Source organism: Rhizobium sp. AN5 (assembly GCF_900215255.1).
GTDB lineage: Bacteria > Pseudomonadota > Alphaproteobacteria > Rhizobiales > Rhizobiaceae > Agrobacterium > Agrobacterium tumefaciens.
The window spans coordinates 1,842,817-1,861,031 of record NZ_OCMJ01000003.1; the positions used below are offsets into that span (position 1 = coordinate 1,842,817).

General features: G+C 58.3%; 20 protein-coding genes. 4 read left to right on the forward strand and 16 right to left on the reverse strand.

Annotated elements, in window-relative coordinates; all coding sequences use genetic code 11:
• Positions 1-60: 60 nt before the first annotated feature.
• Positions 61-849 (reverse strand): DUF4394 domain-containing protein, encoded by a 789-nt coding sequence (locus tag CRP02_RS11850; protein ID WP_097171172.1) that lies wholly within the window; start codon positions 847-849, stop codon positions 61-63.
• A 204-nt stretch (positions 850-1,053) separates the two neighbouring features.
• Here CRP02_RS11850 and CRP02_RS11855 point away from each other — a divergent pair, with 204 nt between their 5' ends.
• Together CRP02_RS11855 and CRP02_RS11860 are read left to right on the forward strand one after the other, a co-directional pair.
• The gene (locus CRP02_RS11855) at positions 1,054-1,599 is read left to right on the forward strand and encodes a sigma-70 family RNA polymerase sigma factor (RefSeq protein WP_097171342.1); all 546 of its coding nucleotides are present in this window, start codon (positions 1,054-1,056) and stop codon (positions 1,597-1,599) included.
• The gene (locus CRP02_RS11860) at positions 1,596-2,300 is read left to right on the forward strand and encodes a VirB8/TrbF family protein (RefSeq protein ID WP_097171173.1); all 705 of its coding nucleotides are present in this window, start codon (positions 1,596-1,598) and stop codon (positions 2,298-2,300) included. Before CRP02_RS11855 ends, CRP02_RS11860 begins: the two co-directional genes overlap by 4 nt.
• Positions 2,301-2,426: 126 nt before the next feature.
• Here CRP02_RS11860 and bdcA read toward each other — a convergent pair whose 3' ends face one another.
• Positions 2,427-3,134: an SDR family oxidoreductase gene (gene bdcA, locus CRP02_RS11865; RefSeq protein WP_210200299.1), complete on the reverse strand. Its 708-nt coding sequence runs from the start codon at positions 3,132-3,134 to the stop codon at positions 2,427-2,429.
• 81 nt (positions 3,135-3,215) lie between these two features.
• Here bdcA and CRP02_RS11870 point away from each other — a divergent pair, with 81 nt between their 5' ends.
• Entirely contained in the window at positions 3,216-3,812 is a 597-nt protein-coding gene (locus CRP02_RS11870) for a TetR/AcrR family transcriptional regulator (protein WP_097171175.1), read from the forward strand.
• A 69-nt stretch (positions 3,813-3,881) separates the two neighbouring features.
• Here CRP02_RS11870 and CRP02_RS11875 read toward each other — a convergent pair whose 3' ends face one another.
• The 14 genes from CRP02_RS11875 to CRP02_RS11945 all read right to left on the reverse strand — a co-directional run bounded on the left by CRP02_RS11875 (position 3,882) and on the right by CRP02_RS11945 (position 17,557).
• Positions 3,882-4,367, reverse strand: coding sequence for a cupin (locus CRP02_RS11875; protein WP_097171176.1), 486 nt, complete (start codon positions 4,365-4,367; stop codon positions 3,882-3,884).
• Between the two features lie 389 nt (positions 4,368-4,756).
• Complete coding sequence (locus CRP02_RS11885) at positions 4,757-5,128, reverse strand: hypothetical protein (RefSeq protein WP_097171178.1); 372 nt, start codon at positions 5,126-5,128, stop codon at positions 4,757-4,759.
• On the reverse strand, positions 5,125-5,409 hold the full coding sequence (locus tag CRP02_RS27930) for a toxin-antitoxin system TumE family protein (RefSeq protein ID WP_097171179.1): 285 nt from the start codon (positions 5,407-5,409) through the stop codon (positions 5,125-5,127). The genes CRP02_RS11885 and CRP02_RS27930 overlap by 4 nt, the downstream gene beginning before the upstream one ends.
• Before the next feature lie 234 nt (positions 5,410-5,643).
• A complete protein-coding gene (gene ehuA / locus CRP02_RS11895) occupies positions 5,644-6,423 on the reverse strand; it encodes an ectoine/hydroxyectoine ABC transporter ATP-binding protein EhuA (protein WP_097171180.1) in 780 nt (259 codons plus the stop codon).
• A complete protein-coding gene (gene ehuD / locus CRP02_RS11900; protein WP_004431448.1) occupies positions 6,420-7,112 on the reverse strand; it encodes an ectoine/hydroxyectoine ABC transporter permease subunit EhuD in 693 nt (230 codons plus the stop codon). The genes ehuA and ehuD overlap by 4 nt, the downstream gene beginning before the upstream one ends.
• Before the next feature lie 12 nt (positions 7,113-7,124).
• Positions 7,125-7,790, reverse strand: a complete 666-nt coding sequence (gene ehuC / locus CRP02_RS11905) for an ectoine/hydroxyectoine ABC transporter permease subunit EhuC (protein WP_004431449.1) — start codon at positions 7,788-7,790, stop codon at positions 7,125-7,127.
• Between the two features lie 60 nt (positions 7,791-7,850).
• On the reverse strand, positions 7,851-8,702 hold the full coding sequence (ehuB, locus tag CRP02_RS11910) for an ectoine/hydroxyectoine ABC transporter substrate-binding protein EhuB (protein ID WP_097171181.1): 852 nt from the start codon (positions 8,700-8,702) through the stop codon (positions 7,851-7,853).
• A 59-nt stretch (positions 8,703-8,761) separates the two neighbouring features.
• Positions 8,762-9,775, reverse strand: coding sequence for a N(2)-acetyl-L-2,4-diaminobutanoate deacetylase DoeB (gene doeB, locus CRP02_RS11915; protein ID WP_097171182.1), 1,014 nt, complete (start codon positions 9,773-9,775; stop codon positions 8,762-8,764).
• A gap of 3 nt (positions 9,776-9,778) precedes the next feature.
• Complete coding sequence (gene doeA, locus CRP02_RS11920; RefSeq protein ID WP_097171183.1) at positions 9,779-10,957, reverse strand: ectoine hydrolase DoeA; 1,179 nt, start codon at positions 10,955-10,957, stop codon at positions 9,779-9,781.
• Entirely contained in the window at positions 10,954-11,967 is a 1,014-nt protein-coding gene (gene eutC / locus CRP02_RS11925; protein WP_097171184.1) for an ectoine utilization protein EutC, read from the reverse strand. Before eutC ends, doeA begins: the two co-directional genes overlap by 4 nt.
• A complete protein-coding gene (eutB, locus tag CRP02_RS11930; RefSeq protein WP_179783992.1) occupies positions 11,964-12,983 on the reverse strand; it encodes a hydroxyectoine utilization dehydratase EutB in 1,020 nt (339 codons plus the stop codon). The genes eutC and eutB overlap by 4 nt, the downstream gene beginning before the upstream one ends.
• 68 nt (positions 12,984-13,051) lie before the next feature.
• The gene (locus tag CRP02_RS11935) at positions 13,052-14,500 is read right to left on the reverse strand and encodes a PLP-dependent aminotransferase family protein (RefSeq protein ID WP_097171185.1); all 1,449 of its coding nucleotides are present in this window, start codon (positions 14,498-14,500) and stop codon (positions 13,052-13,054) included.
• Positions 14,501-14,660: 160 nt separating this feature from the next.
• Positions 14,661-16,064: an aspartate aminotransferase family protein gene (locus CRP02_RS11940; RefSeq protein WP_097171186.1), complete on the reverse strand. Its 1,404-nt coding sequence runs from the start codon at positions 16,062-16,064 to the stop codon at positions 14,661-14,663.
• 14 nt (positions 16,065-16,078) lie between these two features.
• Positions 16,079-17,557, reverse strand: coding sequence for an NAD-dependent succinate-semialdehyde dehydrogenase (locus tag CRP02_RS11945; protein WP_097171187.1), 1,479 nt, complete (start codon positions 17,555-17,557; stop codon positions 16,079-16,081).
• 120 nt (positions 17,558-17,677) lie between these two features.
• On the opposite strand from CRP02_RS11945, the gene CRP02_RS11950 reads away from it, so the two are divergent.
• The gene (locus CRP02_RS11950) at positions 17,678-18,145 is read left to right on the forward strand and encodes an Lrp/AsnC family transcriptional regulator (protein ID WP_004431461.1); all 468 of its coding nucleotides are present in this window, start codon (positions 17,678-17,680) and stop codon (positions 18,143-18,145) included.
• Positions 18,146-18,215: the final 70 nt, after the last annotated feature.

Here is an 18,215-nt window from a genome sequence, read left to right on the forward strand (position 1 = left end):
GCCCGCACAACCGGACCAGCCGTTTTCTGATAGCGCAAACGCGCAGTCTATGACGCTAAATCACGTCGCGGGAAGGATTGTGATGTCGCGCAAGCCGTTGTCTGCGCCTGTAATCCCGCCGATTTCGGTGGCTGCGCCGGTTTCGAGGTTGACGGTGTATAGCGTGTTGCCGGCGGCCAGGTATGCGGTGTTCTTGCCGCCTTCCTCGCCGTGGATATCGAATGCGTAGGTTGCCGGCGTTTCCTTGAGGCCGAGCTTGCCGATTGCCTTCAGTGTGCCGTCATTCGGCTTCGTCTGCTGAGCCAGAGCGCCGATGGTCGCGTCGATATTGTACATCGCCGTCTTCTCCGGCTTGCCGATCGAGTTGGTATAGGCGGCGCCAACGATGTTTGGCGTTTCTCCCTTGTGCATGTCGCCATCTTCAAAAGCCAGTGTTCCATCAACCGTCACAGCACCAGTATCGGGATGCACGCGGTGATTGGTCGTGCCGGTCATGAAACGCAGACGATCCGCTGCCGGGTTGAAATCGACCACCACCGGCGCTTCGGTCATGGTCAGCATTTTGTCCATCTTGGCCACATCGGATGCCGCGCCGGTCTCGAGGTTGATGGAGATGATGCGATGGTCCGGCGTCACACCGATGACGGTCTTGGTACCGGGGCGAAAATCAATGCCAACGAGCTTGTCGACGCCGGTGACATCCATTGTCTTTGTGACGGCTGGTTTTTCAGTGTCGAACATGACGAGCGTCTTGTCGCCGGTCAGCCCGAGGACCGGTGCTGAGACCGCGATGCTTGTCGATGCTGCGAAAGCGGCGGAGGCGATCAGAATGGAGCGGATGATATTCATTGTGTTTCTCCCGTGCGTTGAACCGTTCGGAAGGCGTCCAGCCTTTGGTTTTCGACGCTTCCACAATTCAAGACACCGGGCGTTGTGCATTTGGATGCAGACAGCGAAAAAATATTTGCGAGATGCATCCATATGCTGTCGCGATGGGTATTATGCCGAAGCCGACCGTGCTGGCGATCAGATGTTGAAAGGTTTCGAATGCAGATGGGCTCCGTGCCGGACGATCTACACAGGGCGCTCACTGCCTGTGCAAAGGGGGACAAAAACGCATTACGTGCGATTTTCGATCGCGAGGCAGGCCGGCTGATTGCGGTGGCAGAGCGCATCGTCAAGCGCAGGGATCTGGCGGAAGAGGTGGTGCAGGAGAGCTTTGTGCGCATCTGGACCCATGCGCACCAGTATCGGGCAGACCAGGGGTCGGCGCGCGGCTGGATTTACGCGATCGTCAGAAACCGGGCGCTTAATCTTCTGCGAGACAGCAGGCGTGAACTCCCCGTGGAGGATGTTGAAACGCTCCGCGATGGCGCGCAGGCAGATGAAGTGATGGCCGCATGGCAGAAGCTCGATCGGAATTCCCGCCTTTATGAATGTCTCGGCGGTCTTGAGGAGACAAAGAGACAGGGCATCCTGATGGCCTACGTGGCCGGATATTCCCACGGCGAAATCGCTGGCCGGTTGCGCATTCCGCTTGGAACGACGAAATCCTGGATCAGGCGCGGCCTTTCTGCGCTTCGGGAGTGCATGGCATGATGTTGGATCGCAAAGATATTCCCGCCATCGCTGATGACTATGTATTGGGTTTGCTGGAGACCTCCGAAGCCACGGCTGTTGAAGCAGCAATGGAATCGGATGGCGAATTGCGGGCGGCAATCGCGGCCAGCCGTGAGCGTTTTCTGCCGCTCGATACCGCCGTCGAGCCGGCAGCCATCAAGGGCGAATTGTGGAGCAACATCGAATCCCGCCTGCCGCTCCAGTCGACATCCGCATCCCTCAGGCCCACCCACACGGCAAACGACAACAGCACAAACCGCTGGCGCGCCATTGCCGTGTCCGCCATTGCCGCAACCGTTGTGCTCGCCGCCGGCCTTACGTTTAGCCTGACACGGACAACGGAGCCGCTGGTGATCGCAGTCCTCGTCAACGAGACGGGTGAGGTTCAGGCCGTTGTAGAGGATTTTGGCAACGAAAGAGCAACCGTGCGGATGCTGGCCGATTTTGCAGTGCCTGGAGACAAGACGATCCAGGTATGGACATTGCCCTCCAGGGAGGTTGGCCCGGTCTCGCTCGGCCTGATCGATGGCGTCCGTTCAGCGCGTCTCGATGGACCGGCTTTGCCGACCCCCAGAAGCGACCAGCTTTACGAGATCACGCTTGAACAGGCAGGCGGATCACCAACGGGCAGGCCAACCGGGCCTATCCTCGCAAAGGGCTTCGCCCGAATGCCGCGATAGATCGCCCAAAGGCAAAACCGATAAGATCGCGGCGAAATTCCTTCGCCGCAATCTATTCGCCGGTTTCGGTAACAACGCCATCGTGCTGTCCCGAAACCGGCCGCAAACCATCAGGCAATCTGCTTATCAGGCGCCAAAGGCGCCATCGATCGTGTGCATCGCGCCCGTCACGAAACCGGCTTCAGGCCCGGAAAGCCAGGCCACCATGCCGGCCACTTCCTCCGGCCGTCCATGGCGCTTGAGTGCCATGAAGCTGTGCATCAGGTCCTTCATCGGCCCGTTTTCCGGGTTCGCGTCGGTGTCGATCGGGCCGGGCTGCACAACGTTGATGGTGATGCTGCGTGGCCCGAAATCGCGTGCCAAACCGCGCGCCAGCCCCTGCAAGGCCGATTTGGAAACGGCATAAGAGGCCATGCCCGGCACCGGCATCCGATCTCCATTGACCGAGCCGATAACGATGATCCTGCCACCGTTAGGCATTTGCCGCGCCGCCTCCACAGAGGCGTGATAAGGCGTCTGGATGTTGATCTGAAACAGGCGGTCGATGGCATCAGGGTCCTGTTCGAGAGCATCGCCAAAAATGGCAATCCCGGAGTTCACGATCAATATGTCCAGAGGACCACTGTCACGCACAACGCCGATAACTTCGTCGCGGTCAGCGCTATCGGCCCGTACGGCAGTGCTGCCCGTCGCCTTCGCCAGCTCTTCCGCCGCACCTTGAGATGCACCATAGGTGAACGTTACCTTTGCACCTTCGTCTGCAAACCGCCGCACGATGGCTGCGCCTATGCCTCGGCTGCCGCCGAGAACCAGAACGGATTTTCCTTCAAACATGAGCATTCTCCATGATCTTGAAAATTAATTTAATGATCGATACATAAATACCGAATAACTCACTCGTCAAGATATTATGTAATGACCGATACAAAAAACATTCGCACCCGCGGCCGTCCGCGCCGTTTTGATCCTGATCAGGCTGTGGCCACGGCCAAGCAGCTTTTCCACGCGCGTGGCTTTGATGCTGTCGGCGTCGCGGAGATCACCTCGGTGTTAGGCATCAACCCGCCGAGCTTCTATGCCGCCTTCGGTAGCAAGATGGGCCTCTACAAGAGGGTTCTTGATCTCTACGCCGGAACGGAAGCAATTCCTCTTGCCGATATCCTGCGGCCGGATCGTCCGGTTGGCGAGTGCCTTGCCGCGTTGCTGGAAGATGCGGCAAGGCGTTATGCCGCTAATTCCGCAGCCCCTGGCTGCCTCGTTCTGGAAGGTACGCGCTGCGATGATGAAGAGGCGCGTACCGCAGCCAGCGTTTTTCACACGGCGGCAGAGGGCGTGATCCGCTCCTATATTGCCGCGCGCCATCCGGAAGAGGCTGAGCGTCTGGCGGATTTCGTGAGTTCGACCATGGTCGGTCTCTCCGCCATGGCGCGGATTGGCCGCGACGTGGAGCGACTCCTGAGTATTGCGCGCGTTGCGGGGGGAGCGGTGAAGCAGGAGCTTTCCAAGGCTTGAATCTCGGAGCAGTCTCAATACTTCTTATTAGTGAAGGAAGCTGGCAGGTTTCGTAAACCCGGCTCATTCTCACCAGAGATCGATCAGGCCACCTGATGCTCCGTGCACTGGATCGGTTGTCGGCTTTGGCAAAGACTTTATCTGTGCAAGCATCGCACTGGTTGGTGCAGACGTCTGAACATCGGCCTCCTGGCCGGGTGGATAAGCGCCGACAACCTGAAAATGCGCAGAGGATTTCAGCTCCATGTGGCCCGTACCGGCTGGCAACACCAGACAGTCACCTTGCGTAACGTGCAAGGTTTGCCCATCCGGCCCGCCAATCTGCAACGTCGCTTCACCGCCCCCCACGCCCAGAACTTCATGCGCGCCGCTGTGGTAATGGTGATAGGCAAACACACCATTGCGCCAGATGCCGCGCCATCCGTTTCGTGCGAACAGTGCCTCGAAAGCAGCGGAATCGAATGGCGAGCCGACTTGTCGATAGATGATGACAGGGAAGGTCTGGTTGTTGGGAATCTGATCGCCTGGATTTAAAGTGATTTTTTCAACTTTCATGTGAATGCTCCTGGCCATCTGGTCGGGCCTGCCAAACCGTGTCTGGTTTGCTGCGCAGCCAGTGCTGGCGACCAGCCGATCCTCGTCCGCACTTCGGCGGAACCGGAGTGGCACCGGCAGATTTCCGCCACCGACACTCCTTCATCACCCTGCTTCAGAATGAACGCCTTCTGTGCGTCCGAAAACTGCGATGCTTTCATCGTCTTCCGTTCCTTTCCCAGCCAGGAAAATGCACCGGAACACTCTAACCAAAAACGGTCCAGTTTGAAGGGTTCAGATCAACAGGGTGCCGTATCCGTATCGAGGGGACCGGGAGGGGAAGGGCCGAAGGCGGTTCCTCTCGCCATAATCGACGCTAATCGCGCTGCACGTCAGCGCCCTCTCTCCTATCACGCCACCTGTCTTGCTGACACCATCATCATATCGACATGAATATTATCGAACGGGCAGCTTAATGCACCGCGCTCGTCCTTCTCAATCAGTCCCAGCTCGACTAGCGCCGCAGCATCTTCATGGACGCGCTTGACGTCCCGGTTCAGTCTGCGCGCAAGCTCTCGCACGCCAACCGTTCCACTTCCCAGAAGGACGTTCAGTAGCTCCCAACGGCGCTCGGTGAGACGCGAAAAGAATTTGCCGGGTGTCTCAAAGTTTAGCGTTTCACCCTGATACTCACCGCTTTCGAGGCCAATAGCAGCGCGCTTACCTGCTACGCGTAATGCCGATTTCCAGTCGGCATCTGTCGTGATGGTCAAAGTTCTCATGACTGCCTCCGTTTTTCGACCTCAGACAAAAAGTCCTCAATCAGTTGGTGGATTGTTGTGAACCGGTAAGGAAACTCTTGGCCGTCCAGATGTATGTGATCGCCTTTATCCCGCTCATTGTCGAAGCCCACAACCCTAATGCCGTTCTGAACATAGACCATGCGATATTTTAACCCATGTTCGGTTGGGGGAACAGGCGATGGAACTTTCCAAATAACGAACTGGATAATGCTGCCGTCGGCACCAACGCTTTTGTGTTCTGTGATCTTGAGCGCCTTCATGTTGTCAATAATGCCAACATCTTACGGCGTTGTCAATCCCGCCAACACATGATTAATTAGCAAACCCCGCCGCGGCGGCGAGACGTTGCCGCGGCGACGGCTAATTTTGCTCAGCCGCCTCGGGGAACTGCATCAGGTCCCCTTCGGTCTTATCAGCCTATTCAGCATCATCGAGCATCTGCCACCTCGTCGGCGCTTTGGTCATGGCTGTTTCCTGCTCATGTGAGAGTGCAGTTACCCGAGAACGGATGACAGGAACTCGCGGGTCCGATCTTCCTTTGGTGCGCCGAAGATTTCTTCTGGCGTTCCTTGCTCACAAATACGCCCTTTGTCGAAGAAGCAGACCCGGTCCGACACTTCCCGAGCGAAACGCATCTCGTGGGTAACAAGTAGCATGGTCAAATCGTGCTCGTGGGCCAGGCCACGGATGACGGAAAGCACTTCGCCGACCAGCTGGGGGTCTAGGGCCGAGGTTGGTTCGTCAAAAAGCAGGACACGCGGGCGCATGGCAAGAGAGCGGGCAATCGCGACACGCTGCTGCTGGCCGCCGGAAAGCTGCACTGGATAGTGATCCTTCTTGTCGGCCAGGCCAACCATCTTCAGGAGTTCAATTGCCCGTGCTTCTGCCTCCGGACGGGCAATGCCCAGTACACGCACCGGCGCCTCCACGATGTTGCGCAGCACCGTCATATGAGGGAAGAGGTTGAAGCTCTGAAAAACCATGCCGACGTGGTTACGGATCTGGCGAAGGTGTTTTTCCGAGGCTTGGAAGGGGCCTTTACCGCCGGGCTGATGGTAGGAGATGTCGGCTAGCGTCAGCTTTCCCTCCTGGAACGGTTCCAGCGTCATGAGAATGCGTAGAACCGTCGACTTTCCGGAGCCGGAAGGACCGATAAGAGTGACTTTTTCACCTTTTGCCACGCTGAAATTGAACTGGTCGAGGACCGTCAAAATGCCGAACCGCTTTGTGACATCGGAAAATTCGATCAGCGGCTGATTGGTGTTGTTTGTCATCGCAAGGGTATTCCTGCTTTTGGAAGCGCCCTTTGCAGGCGGCTGAGGCCTGCTGAGCAGATTATGGTCAGAAGAAGGAAGATCAGGCCGACAAGCGTCAGCGGCACCAGATATTCGAAGGTGCGCTCGCCGATCATGTTTGCCAGCCCCATCATCTCTAGAACAGTGACGACGGAAAGCACCGGCGTTTCCTTGATCATGGCGACAAGATAGTTGCCCATGGCCGGAACGATGCGCGGGATGGCCTGCGGGATGATGATATCCCGATACGTCTGCATGCGCGTCAGATTAAGCGCAGTCGCGGCTTCCCACTGGCCGTGATGCACCGCCTCCATGCCGCCGCGATAGACCTCGGACGTATAGGCGGCATATTGAAGGCCGAGCGCCAGCGCGCCGGTGAGAAACGCTGGCAGAACAATGCCGAATTCCGGAAGAACGTAATAGAGGAAGAAAAGCTGCACCAGAAGCGGAGTGTCGCGAAGGAATTCGACAACAACCGCGGTCGGCCAGGAAATCAATTTCACCCGACTGCGGCGCAGCAGCGCAAAAACCAGCCCCAGAATAAGCGCGATGGCAAAGCCGGCGGCGGCTGCTTTCAGCGTTACCGTCAGGCCGATCAAAATGATGGGCAGGATCGAGGTCGTGTAGGTGATCCAGGTGGTCGTGTCCCATTCGTAACCATACATCATGACTGAATATCCTTACGAATGGCGAGTGCGCGGAAAGACATTGCCGCGCCGCACGACATGTTCGATCACCCGGATGATTGCCATCAGGATCAGCGACATCGCGAAATAACAGAGCAGTGTGATCGAATAGATGCTGGTGCTATCGAGCGTCAGGTTGCGGATCGACTGTGCCGCGAAGGTGAGGTCGGCAATCGAGATCAGCGATACGAGTGAGGAAAGCTTCAGCGTTTCGATGGCCAGATTGCCGAAGGCCGGCATCATCTCGACGATCGCCTGCGGCAAGGAAATGCGAAACAGCGTCTGCATCCGCGTGAAGTTCAGCGCTCGTGCGGCTTCCAGCTGCTGCACCGAAACGGAAGATAACGCGCCGCGAACGATCTCGGCACCATACCCACCCGCATGGGCTGCGAGCACCATGACGCCGGTGGTGACCGGATCGAAACTCAGACCGACGAGCGGCAGCGCGTAATAGAACCAGAAAAGCTGGACCAGCAGCGAGGTGCCGCGAAACACCTCCGTGTAGCACAATGCGACAGTCGAGAGGATTGGTCCACCCTCGACGCGAAGAATGCCGAAGAAAAAGGCGAGTACCGTGCCGACAACAAGGGCTGCGAGCGTAATCGTCATGGTGACGACGGCGCCTTGCCACAACATCGGCAGGTAGGCGGTCATGTCCATCTGGAGTGTTCCCGAGTTCCTGGTAATCGGCGCCCGGTTTTGCCCGGGCGCCAGAGGGCGTCATTTTCCGGCGCAGAGATCGGCAACCTTCTTTTCGGCCGTGGCCGCGATACTCTGTTCGGAGAGGCCGTATTTTGCGAGGATTTTCTTGTAGTCGTCGGTCTTGCGGAATTCGACGAGCGCGGCGTTGAAGGCATCACGCAATTCCTTGTCCTCCGGCCGGAATGCGAAACCGCCGTAGTTGCGCACAGGCGCATCCTTTACGACAGGATCAACGAAGGGCTTTACCTGCTCGACATTGGCCTGGCCCTTGGCCAGTTCTGACACGGTCAGTTCCGTGGCTGCATAGGCATCGGCGCGGCTCTGGACAGTGGGGATGGCATCTGCATTGGCCGGGATGAAGACGATCTGATCTTCCTTGACGCCGACGGCGCGCAGGAAGTCTACATTGTTGGCGCCGGATACGACGGCGACCTTCAATGCAGGGTCCTTGGCAATATCGGCATAGGTGGTCAGCTTCTTCGGATTGCCTTTTTTCACCAGCAGACCTTCGCCATAGGACGAGTTCGGTTCGGTGAAGGCCACCTGCTTGCAGCGCTCGGGCGAAATGTTCTGTTCGGCGGCTGCGAAATCGAAGCGGCGCGCTTTCAGCCCCGGGATCAGCGTGCCGAATGGGGTCACCGTCCAGTTGACCTCCTCGATGCCCATCGATTTCAGAACTGCATTTGCGACATCGGGGCCGATGCCGGCAGAGGTGCCGTCGGGCTGCATGTAGGAATAGGGCACTTCATTGGCAGTCGCTGCGCGAATGTAGCCTTGTTTCTTCACCTCCTCGAGGGTGAGTGCGCTGACCGCTGTCACGCTGATGGAAAGAGCAAGGGCGGAAAGCCCGGCGAGTTTGGTCATATTCATGTTTTAACTCCTCTGGTTGGGTTCGTGGTCCGTTTTCGGATCTCACTTCATTCTTCTGACTAGGTATTCTCCGTGACCGTGGCGATGACGGAAAGGCAGTCGCCGGCCTTGATGAGGCCGGGAACGTGGCGTGCTGCGAGCACCCCGCTGATGGAGGCGCGGTATTCGACCGGCGCAAGACCGGTTTTTCCAATGAGGTAGACCCTGGCGATGGTTTCACCTGCCGTGACCGCGTCTCCCAGATCGCGGACGAAGACGACGAGGCCGTCATCTTCGGCAAAGGTGAAGCAATCGCTGGAGGGCATGTCCAGCCAGCGGCTCGGCGCCGGCACCGGGGCGCCGGTCAGGATGCCTGCATGGCGCAGCAGGTTGATGGTACCTTTGCGGGCGATGTCGATCGATTTTGCGCTGGCCGTGCCCGCGCCGCCAAGCTCGGTGGTGACAAAGACCTTTCCCAGTTCCTCGGCTGTCGTGTCCAGCATGCCGACGGCGTCAATCTCCAGCATCTTCATGGAATAGGGGGCAGCAAAAGCCGCCACCGCCTCAAAGCACCGGGCTTCCTGTATCTTGTCGGGTAATTCGTGAGCGGCAGCGTAAGGCAGGAAATCAAGCGTCCTGCCGCCGGAATGAAAATCAAGAACTATATCCGCGAGCGGTAACAGATGACGGGTCACGTAATCGGCGATCTTCTCCGTCACCGAACCGTCGGGCCGACCGGGAAAGCTGCGATTGAGGTTCCCGCAGTCGATCGGCGAGGTGCGTGTTCCCGCCCGAAAGGCCGGATAGTTGAGCGCTGGCACGATGATGACACGCCCGCTGATGTCAGCTGGATTGAGTGTGTGGGCAAGTTCGAAAAGTGCGGCCGGCCCCTCATATTCGTCGCCGTGATTGGCGCCGGTCAAAAGGGCTGTCGGCCCCTCGCCGTTGGCGATCACGCAGATCGGGATCATTACCGACCCCCATGCACTGTCATCGCGGCTGTATGGTAGCCGCAGATGACCGTGCTGCACGCCTTTCCTGTCAAAATCGACCGTCGGCGTGATAGGTGAGGGGCGTAGCGCGGTGCTTAACATCTCTCAGCCTTTCACGAACAGTTGCCGCGGCACATTGGAGAGGCATTCGACACCCGTTTCGGTGATGGCAATGCTCTCGGTGATTTCGAGCCCCATGTCGTCCAGCCACAGGCCGGTCATGAAATGGAACGTCATGCCGGGTTTCAGCTCCGTGCGGTCGCCGGGGCGAAGGCTCATGGTGCGCTCGCCCCAGTCCGGCGGATAGGAGAGGCCGATCGGATAACCGGTGCGATTGTCCTTGATGATCCCGTATTTTTTCAGTACCGCGAAAAACCCATTGGCGATATCTTCGCAGGTATTGCCGGGTTTGGCAGCCGCAAGACCGGCCTCCATGCCTTCAAGCGTCGCCTTCTCCGCATCAAGGAACGCCTGCGTCGGCTTGCCGAGAAAGACGGTGCGCGAGAGTGGACAATGATAACGGCGATAAGCACCGGCGATTTCAAAGAAGGTGCCTTCGCCCAAGCGCATCGGCTTGTCGTCCCATGTCAGATGCGGCGCGGACGCATCGGCGCCCGATGGGAGCAGCGGAACGATCGCTGGGTAATCCCCGCCGAATTCCGCGGTGCCACGAATGCCGGCATCGTAGATTTCGGCGACGAGATCGCATTTGCGCATGCCCGGCTCGACCACGTCAACGATACGCTTGTGCATCAGCTCGACGATCTTGCCGGCCTTGCGCATATAGTCGAGTTCGGTCGGGCTTTTGATCGCGCGCTGCCAGTTTACAAGACCGGCGGCATCCTTGAAGCGAGCATTCGGCAGATGTTTCTGCAAGGATGCAAATGCAGCAGCCGAAAAATAATAATTGTCCATCTCGACGCCGATCGACATGTCTGACCAGCCCCGGTCATCGACGATCTGCGACAACAGATCCATCGGATGCCGTTCGGTCGATTGAACGTAGTGGTCCGGATAACCGATGATGTTGTCTTGGGCGACGTAGGCGGTGCGCTTGGCGCCATTGGCATCCTGCTTGCGGCCATACCAGATCGGCTCGCCTTGCGGCGGCACCAGCACGCATTGGTGGACATAGAAGGACCAGCCGTCATAGCCGGTCAGCCAATGCATGTTGGATGGGTCGGTGACGACAAGCAGGTCGATGCCTGCCTTTTCCATGGCGTCGCGGGTTTTGGACAGGCGCGCGGCATATTCCTCGCGCGTAAAGTTCAGCGTTACGCTCACGCTGTGTCTCCCATTTTCACACTGTTTTCGATGATTTGACCGCTGCCGGCGTCTTTTGCGCGGGTAAAGGCGAGATTGGCGATGGCGGTGTCCTGCACTCCGGTGCCGGTCAGATCGGCAAAGGTGATCTCGTCCCTAAATACGCGACCGCGTGCCTTGCCAGCGATGACAGCACCTAGCTCGGTGAATTCTTGATCCGGCGTGACAGGCCCCGCGGCGATAGCGTGGTGCAATTCACCGAGGATTCGGGTCTGCGAAAGCCGGTCTGCGAAATATCGCGCCCTGGAAAATACGGCCGGATCGATCTCGTTCTTGTGTTCGGCATCCGATCCCATGGCCGTCAGATGCTGGCCTTCTTCAAGCCAGGCGGCAAACAGGATCGGCTTTTCGGCTGGCGTCGTGGTCACTACGATGTCTGCGCCCCGGAGAGCGGTCTGCGGATCGGCCGCGGCGATGACCTCTATACCGTGTTCGCGGGCCAGATCGCCTGCGAGCCCCTCGGCCTTCTGATGGTCACGAGCCCAGATGCGTGCGGATTGAATGGGTCGCACCAGTTTCAGCGCATCGAACTGCAGACGGGCCTGCATGCCCGCTCCAAAAATTGCTGCGACGGAAGCATCTTCACGGGCGAGATGCCGTGCTGCGACCGCCCCGGCTGCGGCGGTACGTACATCTGTGAGATAGCCGTTATCGAGAAGAAGGGCCTCCACCAGTCCGGTCCTTGCACTGAAGAGGATCATCAGCCCGTTGAGGCTCGGCAGACCGAGCTTGGGATTGTCGAAAAAGCCGGGGCTGACCTTGATGGCGAAACCGTCGAAACCCGGCACATAGGCCGTCTTCACATCCACCTCGCCACGAAACTCAGGTATATCGAGCCGCAAGATCGGCGGCATGGCGACCGCGTCGGTTGCGAGCGCTGCAAAGGCCAGCTCTACGCACTCGACTGCGGAGAGGTCGAGCTTCACGACAGCGCGCAGATCTTTTTCTGTTAGGATGGTGATTTGGCTCATGCGGCAGGACCTTCGATGATCGTCTTGTGAACCGCCGGATCGATATTTCCACCCGACACGATGATCGCGGTTGGGCCGGTAACGTCTACCTTGCCGAAGAGGATCGCTGCGAAACCGACAGCGCCGGCACCCTCGACCGTCAGACCTTCTTCATGCGTCGCATGGCGGATGGCAGCTGCGATCTCTTCCTCGGATACCAGCACGATCTCATCGAGAAGAGATTGGCAGAGCGCAAATGTGATGCGGTTTTTCAATCCAATCCCGCCTCCCAGTGAATCCGCCAGCGTTTCTTCCTCCTGGATGGTGACGGGCCGCCCGGCAGCGACTGACGCATGCATGGCCGCGCCCCGCTGCATGGAAACGCCGATGACACGTGCCTCCGGCTTCAGCGCCTTCGCCGCAACGGCGATACCACCCGCAAGGCCACCGCCCGATAGAGGAACGAGAATTGTCGCCAGTTCAGGCATGTCTTCGACGACCTCGAGGCCGATAGTGCCCTGGCCGGCCACGACGTCGGCGTGATCGAAAGGCGGGATAGCGGTCAGGCCTCTGCTTTTGGTCAGGCGCTCCACTTCCTCCTGCGCATCATCCTGAGATCTGCCAATGATCCGCATATCCGCGCCGAGCGAGCGGATCGCCTCGACCTTGTTTGCCGGCACCAGCGCCGACATGCAGATTGTGGCGGGAATGCCGAGTTTGTCTGCGGCATAGGCCACGGCCCGGCCATGATTGCCCGTCGAGGCGGTGACGAGGCCACGCCGGCGCGTCGTATCGTCTAGCGAGAGAATGGCGTTCATCGCGCCACGCAGTTTGAAGGCGCCGATGGGCTGAAGGGTTTCAAGTTTGAGATGAACGGGATGACCACAGCGCTCAGAGAGAAAGTCCGAGCGAACCAGCGGTGTGCGCTCCACCTGTCCCGCAAGCCGCGCCGCCGCTCGCTTTATCGCGGCCAGTGAGACTGGAAGCAGGTTGTCGGCGGCGGATATGGACAGGTTTTCGCTCTTCATGATTGTCATGTTGAGAGCGAAATAAAATCATGTCAATTATTATATTGTAATGATTCAATGATTTTCGGCTGGCAGCCTCAGCCGATTGACCCGATATCGTAGACCGGCGGCAGTTGCTCGAATGTTTGCCGTACGGTGGTCAGAGCCCTGGCGAGGCTTGCATGATTGAGGCGGCCGCCGAGGCATATGCGAATGCCGCCGCCATGGCCGGGACCGGCAATAAAGGGTTCTGACGGGGTTACCGCGACGTTCTGGTTCGTGAGCGCGCGCACCAGACCATCCTCCGTCCAGCGCGGCGGAACCTTCAGCCAGGCGCAGAAGGAGAGGGGGTGGGTCGAGCCCATGTGATGGCCCAATATGTCCATGGCAATTTTCTGCCGCGCACGCGCCTCGGAGCGCTGGACATCCAGCAGCCGCCGTGCGGTGCCGTTTTCGACCCAACGCGTGGCGATTTCCGCGGTGAGATAGGTTCCGCTCCAGCTCGACACACGCAGGATGGAGGCGGCGCGGATGGAATAGGCGGGTGGCACGACGAGATAACCGACGCGCAGCCCTGTCAGCACCGTCTTGGTGAAGCTGGTGACGAAGAAGCCGAGATCAGGCAGCATTTCGGTGATAGATGGCAGATCATCCTCGATCATCGGACGATAGACTTCGTCCTCGATGACAAAAATGCCGTGTCGCTCGGCAATTGCGGCGATGGCCTGCCTTCGCGCTGCGCCCGACACATGCCCGGTCGGGTTGTTAAGCGTGGGAATGAGCACCAGTGCGCGGACACCACCTGCTGCGCAGGCGGCCTCCAGCGCGTCGGGCAAAATGCCTTCTTCGTCGGTGGGCAAGCCCTTTAGGCTGAAGCCGAGGATATTAGACAGGCCGATAATGCCGTGGTCGGTCAGGTTTTCACAGAGAACCACGTCGTTGGAGCGGATAATGCAGCTCAGAGCGAGAAAAATGCCGTGCGCCGCGCCATTGGTGACAAGAATGCGTTCCGGGCCGGCTGTCACGCCCATCATGCCAAGCCATGTTCTGGCCGTTTCGCGATGGCTCTCGAGGCCCGCGACCGGCCGGCAGGGGCGCATGAAGCCAGAATTGTCACCATCGGCCATCTCGCGAAGAATGGCGCGCGAGGCATTTTCATGGTCATCGAGATAAACGCCGCGGATGATGGATAGATCGAGCACCTCGGTTGGGCTGTGATCAAGCATCATGCGACCAGCCCGCTCCGTCACCCGCGTCTTCACGAAGGTTCCGCGGCCAATTTCGCCGCTAAGATAACCTAGCCGCTCCGCCTCCTTGTAGGAAAGGCTGACCGTCTGGACAGAAAGGCCGAGTTCGCGGGCCAGATCGCGGTGTGTCGGCATACGGTCCATCGGCTTCAGAACGCCGGCATCGATATCAGCAATGATGCGTTCCGTCAGTGCAGAGTGTTTCGTTTCGCCTTTCTGCTTAGCTAGCGTCGGTCGCCATGCCACCGGTCTCGTTGTGGAAACTGGATCTGGGCTGGGTGAATTGGCTTGACGACGCATGAAATTGTCTCGTTTTCGACGAATGTAATTTCATGACATTATGCATGCTTCTATGAAAAGATGAAGCCTTATGCAGCGCAAACAGCAACTGCGCTGCAGAAAGGCGCAGTTGCCGTCGAAATGAGCAGCATTTGCGACGTTGGAAAACTGAAGCTGCCGATCAGATTTTCTCGCAGGCCTGGACCAGATCATCCATGACACTGCGGACAGCGGCTTCAGCAATGGCGATGATCTCGTCGACCTCCTCCCGGGTCGTAACGAGCGGCGGTGCAAAACCGAGAATATCGCCATGCGGCATGGCGCGTGCTATGAGACCGCCGTTACGCGCTGCCTTGGAAACGCGTGCACCCACCGTGAGTTGAGGGGCAAAACGCGTCTTTTTTTCCCGGTCCGCCACGAATTCGATAGCGGCCATCAGTCCCACGCCGCGCACCTCGCCGACGATTGGAAGCTGGGCGAACTTTGCCTTCAGTTGTTCCTGGAAATAGCTGCCAACGGTTCTTGCGTTGCCTGGCAGGTCTTCCTTTTCGACAATGTCGAGCACGGCGTTTGCAGCCGCCGCTCCGATAGGATGGCCGGAATAGGTGTAGCCGTGGGAGAAGGCGCCGACGCGATCCGCGCCTTCCTCCATCACCTTGTAGACTTTCTCCCCGACGATGGCGCCGGAAAGCGGGAAATAGGCCGAGGTCAGGCCTTTAGCAACGGTGATCAGATCCGGCTCGATGCCGTAATGCTGTGAACCAAACATCGAACCCGTGCGGCCGAAGCCGGTAATAACCTCATCGGCAATCAACAGGACATCGTATTTTTTGAGAACCTCCTGGATGGCTGGCCAGTAACCTTCCGGCGGCGGTGTGATACCGCCCGTTCCGAGCACCGGCTCGGCGATGAACGCACCAATCGTGTCCGGTCCTTCGCGCAGAATAAGCGCGTCCAGCTCTTCCGCGCGCCGCCTCGAAAATTCCAGCTCCGTCTCACCGGCTTCTGCGCCCCAATAGTGGTGCGGAACGCCTGTATGCAGGATGCCGGCCCGTGGAAGGTCCATATGGTCGTGATAAAAACTCATGCCGGTCATTGAACCGGAAACCACGCTGCAGCCGTGATACCCCCGTTCGCGGGAGATGATTTTCTTCTTTTGCGGCTTGCCGCGCAGATTGTTGTAATACCAGACGAGCTTGGCCTGTGTCTCGTTGGCGTCTGACCCTGACATGCCGTAGAAGACCTTGCTCATTTTGCCTGGTGCCATTCTGACGAGGCGATCGGAAAGGATGGCCAGCTCATCCGTCGTGTGGGCGGCGTAGGAATGATAATAGGCAAGGCGGTAGGCCTGACGTGAAATCGCCTCAGCCACCTCGGTACGTCCATAACCGACATTAACGCAATAAAGACCGGCGAAACCGTCGATCAACTGCTTGCCGTGCGCGTCCTGAATGCGGATGCCCTTGCCGGTTTCGACAATGGTGGGCTCGCCGAGTTTGCCGCTGGCAAAATCCTTGAGCTGCGTGAAAGGGTGCAAAACGGCGTTTCGATCCATTTCCGCAATATTCTTGACATCGATTGTCATAGGCGAGTTCCTTTTCACGCAGCTAAGTTGCCGAAGCAGACATATTTGGGTTCGAGATATTCCATGAGACCATGACGCGAGCCCTCACGACCAAGGCCGGATTGTTTCCAGCCGCCGAAGGGAACGGGCGCGCCGGTAAATTTCGGCGTGTTAACGGCGACCATGCCATATTCCAGTTGATGCGTCAGACGCATCGCCCGGCCGAGATCGTTGGTGTAGAGATAGGCCGCAAGCCCCATCTCCGTCGAGTTGGCGCGCCGCACGACCTCCCGCTCGTCATCGAATGGCAAGATCGCGGCAACCGGACCGAAGGTCTCCTCCCGCGCGATCAGCATGTCGTCTGTGACATCGGCCAGCACGGTCGGGGTGACGAAATTGCCGCCGAGCGGACTGTCCTGCCCGCCGCAGATCAGTTGTGCACCGGCAGAGAGCGCCTGCGCGATTTGCTTGCGGCACTTTTCAGCGACGGAGGGGCGTGTCATCGGCCCTATATCGATGCCAGCCTCAAAACCGTGGCCGACCTTGAGTTCGGCACTTGCCTTGCCGAACTGACTGACGAAGCGGTCATAAATACCTCGCTGGACGTAAATCCGGTTGGCAGCGAGGCAGTCCTGCCCCGATGTTGCGAATTTCGCCCCGATGCAACCTTTTACGGCTTTGGAGACATCGGCGTCGTCGAACAGGATGAAGGGCGCGTGACCTCCAAGTTCCAGCGAGGCTTTCTTGATGGTCGCTGCTGATTGCGCCAGCAAAATACGACCGATTTCAGTCGAGCCGGTAAAGGAAAATGCGCGCACATCGGTGTGTTGCAACAGGCGGTGCGCAAGTGGTGCAGCGTGACCGGTGATGACTTGGAATACGCCGGCGGGCATTTCAGCTTCCTCAGCGAGTTTTGCCAAGGCGAGCGCCGAAAGGGGTGTTTCAGGCGCCGGTTTGACGATCATTGTGCAGCCAGCGGCAAGCGCTGCGCCCGCTTTTCGGGTGATCATAGCAGAGGGAAAGTTCCACGGGGTAATGGCCACAGTGACGCCTAGCGGCTGCATCTGGACCGAGACACGACTGTCGGGCAAATGGCTCGGTATCGTCTCGCCGTAGGCGCGCTCGCCTTCGCCCGCAAACCAATCAAGGAAATTGGCAGCGTAAGCAATTTCACCAAGCGATTCCGAGAGCGGCTTGCCCTGTTCGGCCGTCATTATGACGGCGAGATCATGCGCGTTGTTGCGCATCAACTTGCTCCATTCACGCAAGATCTGCCCGCGTTCGGTTGGAAGCTTGTCGCGCCATTCTAGAAAGGCATTTTTCGCGGTACTGACGGCATCATCCGCATCCTCAAGCGAGCATGCCGCCACACCGATGAGATATTCTCCCGTCGCCGGATCAATGACACCGAGCGTTTCATCGCGAGCAACCCAACTGCCATGGAGAAAAGCGCGGCGCTCGATCAAATCGGGCCGCTGCAGGTTTTTTAATGCAGTGCTTGCAATACTTTTCATAAGGAGCTCCCGGTAGGTTTACAGGGAGACTAATCAAGCGCATTGATCGGTTGACTGCGTTATTTATATCGTCCAAGCCGGAATTTAGCTTATTTTTGGTTCCATACGCAGGATTTCTGCATGCATACACTCGATAGAGCGGACAAGGCGTTGCTTGAGGCTGTTCAAAAAAACAATCGCCTTACGTCGGAAGAGCTGGCGCAGCTCGTCAATCTTTCACCGACCGCATGCCAGCGGCGCCTCAAACGTCTGCGCGAAGATGGCGTCATCGAAGCGGATGTCGCCATCGTGTCGCCGAAGGCGGTTGGGCGAGGCATTACCATGATCGTGCTCGTTTCACTGGAGCGCGAACGCGCCGATATTGTCGATCGCTTCAAGGCGGCCATCCGCGCGACCCGGGAAGTGATGATCGGATATTATGTGACGGGAGACGCCGACTTCATTCTGGTCATCACCGCCAAGGACATGGAGGACTATGAGGCCTTTACCCGGCGGTTCTTTTACGAAAACCACGATATCAAGGGCTTCAAGACCATGGTCGTCATGGACCGGGTAAAGGCCGGTTTTTCCTTTCCGATCGATGTTTGACGACTTGCGGTTCACAGATCTCGCCACCAGATGTCCGGGGTGGTTGAAAAGGCTGATGAATGTTTCCTGA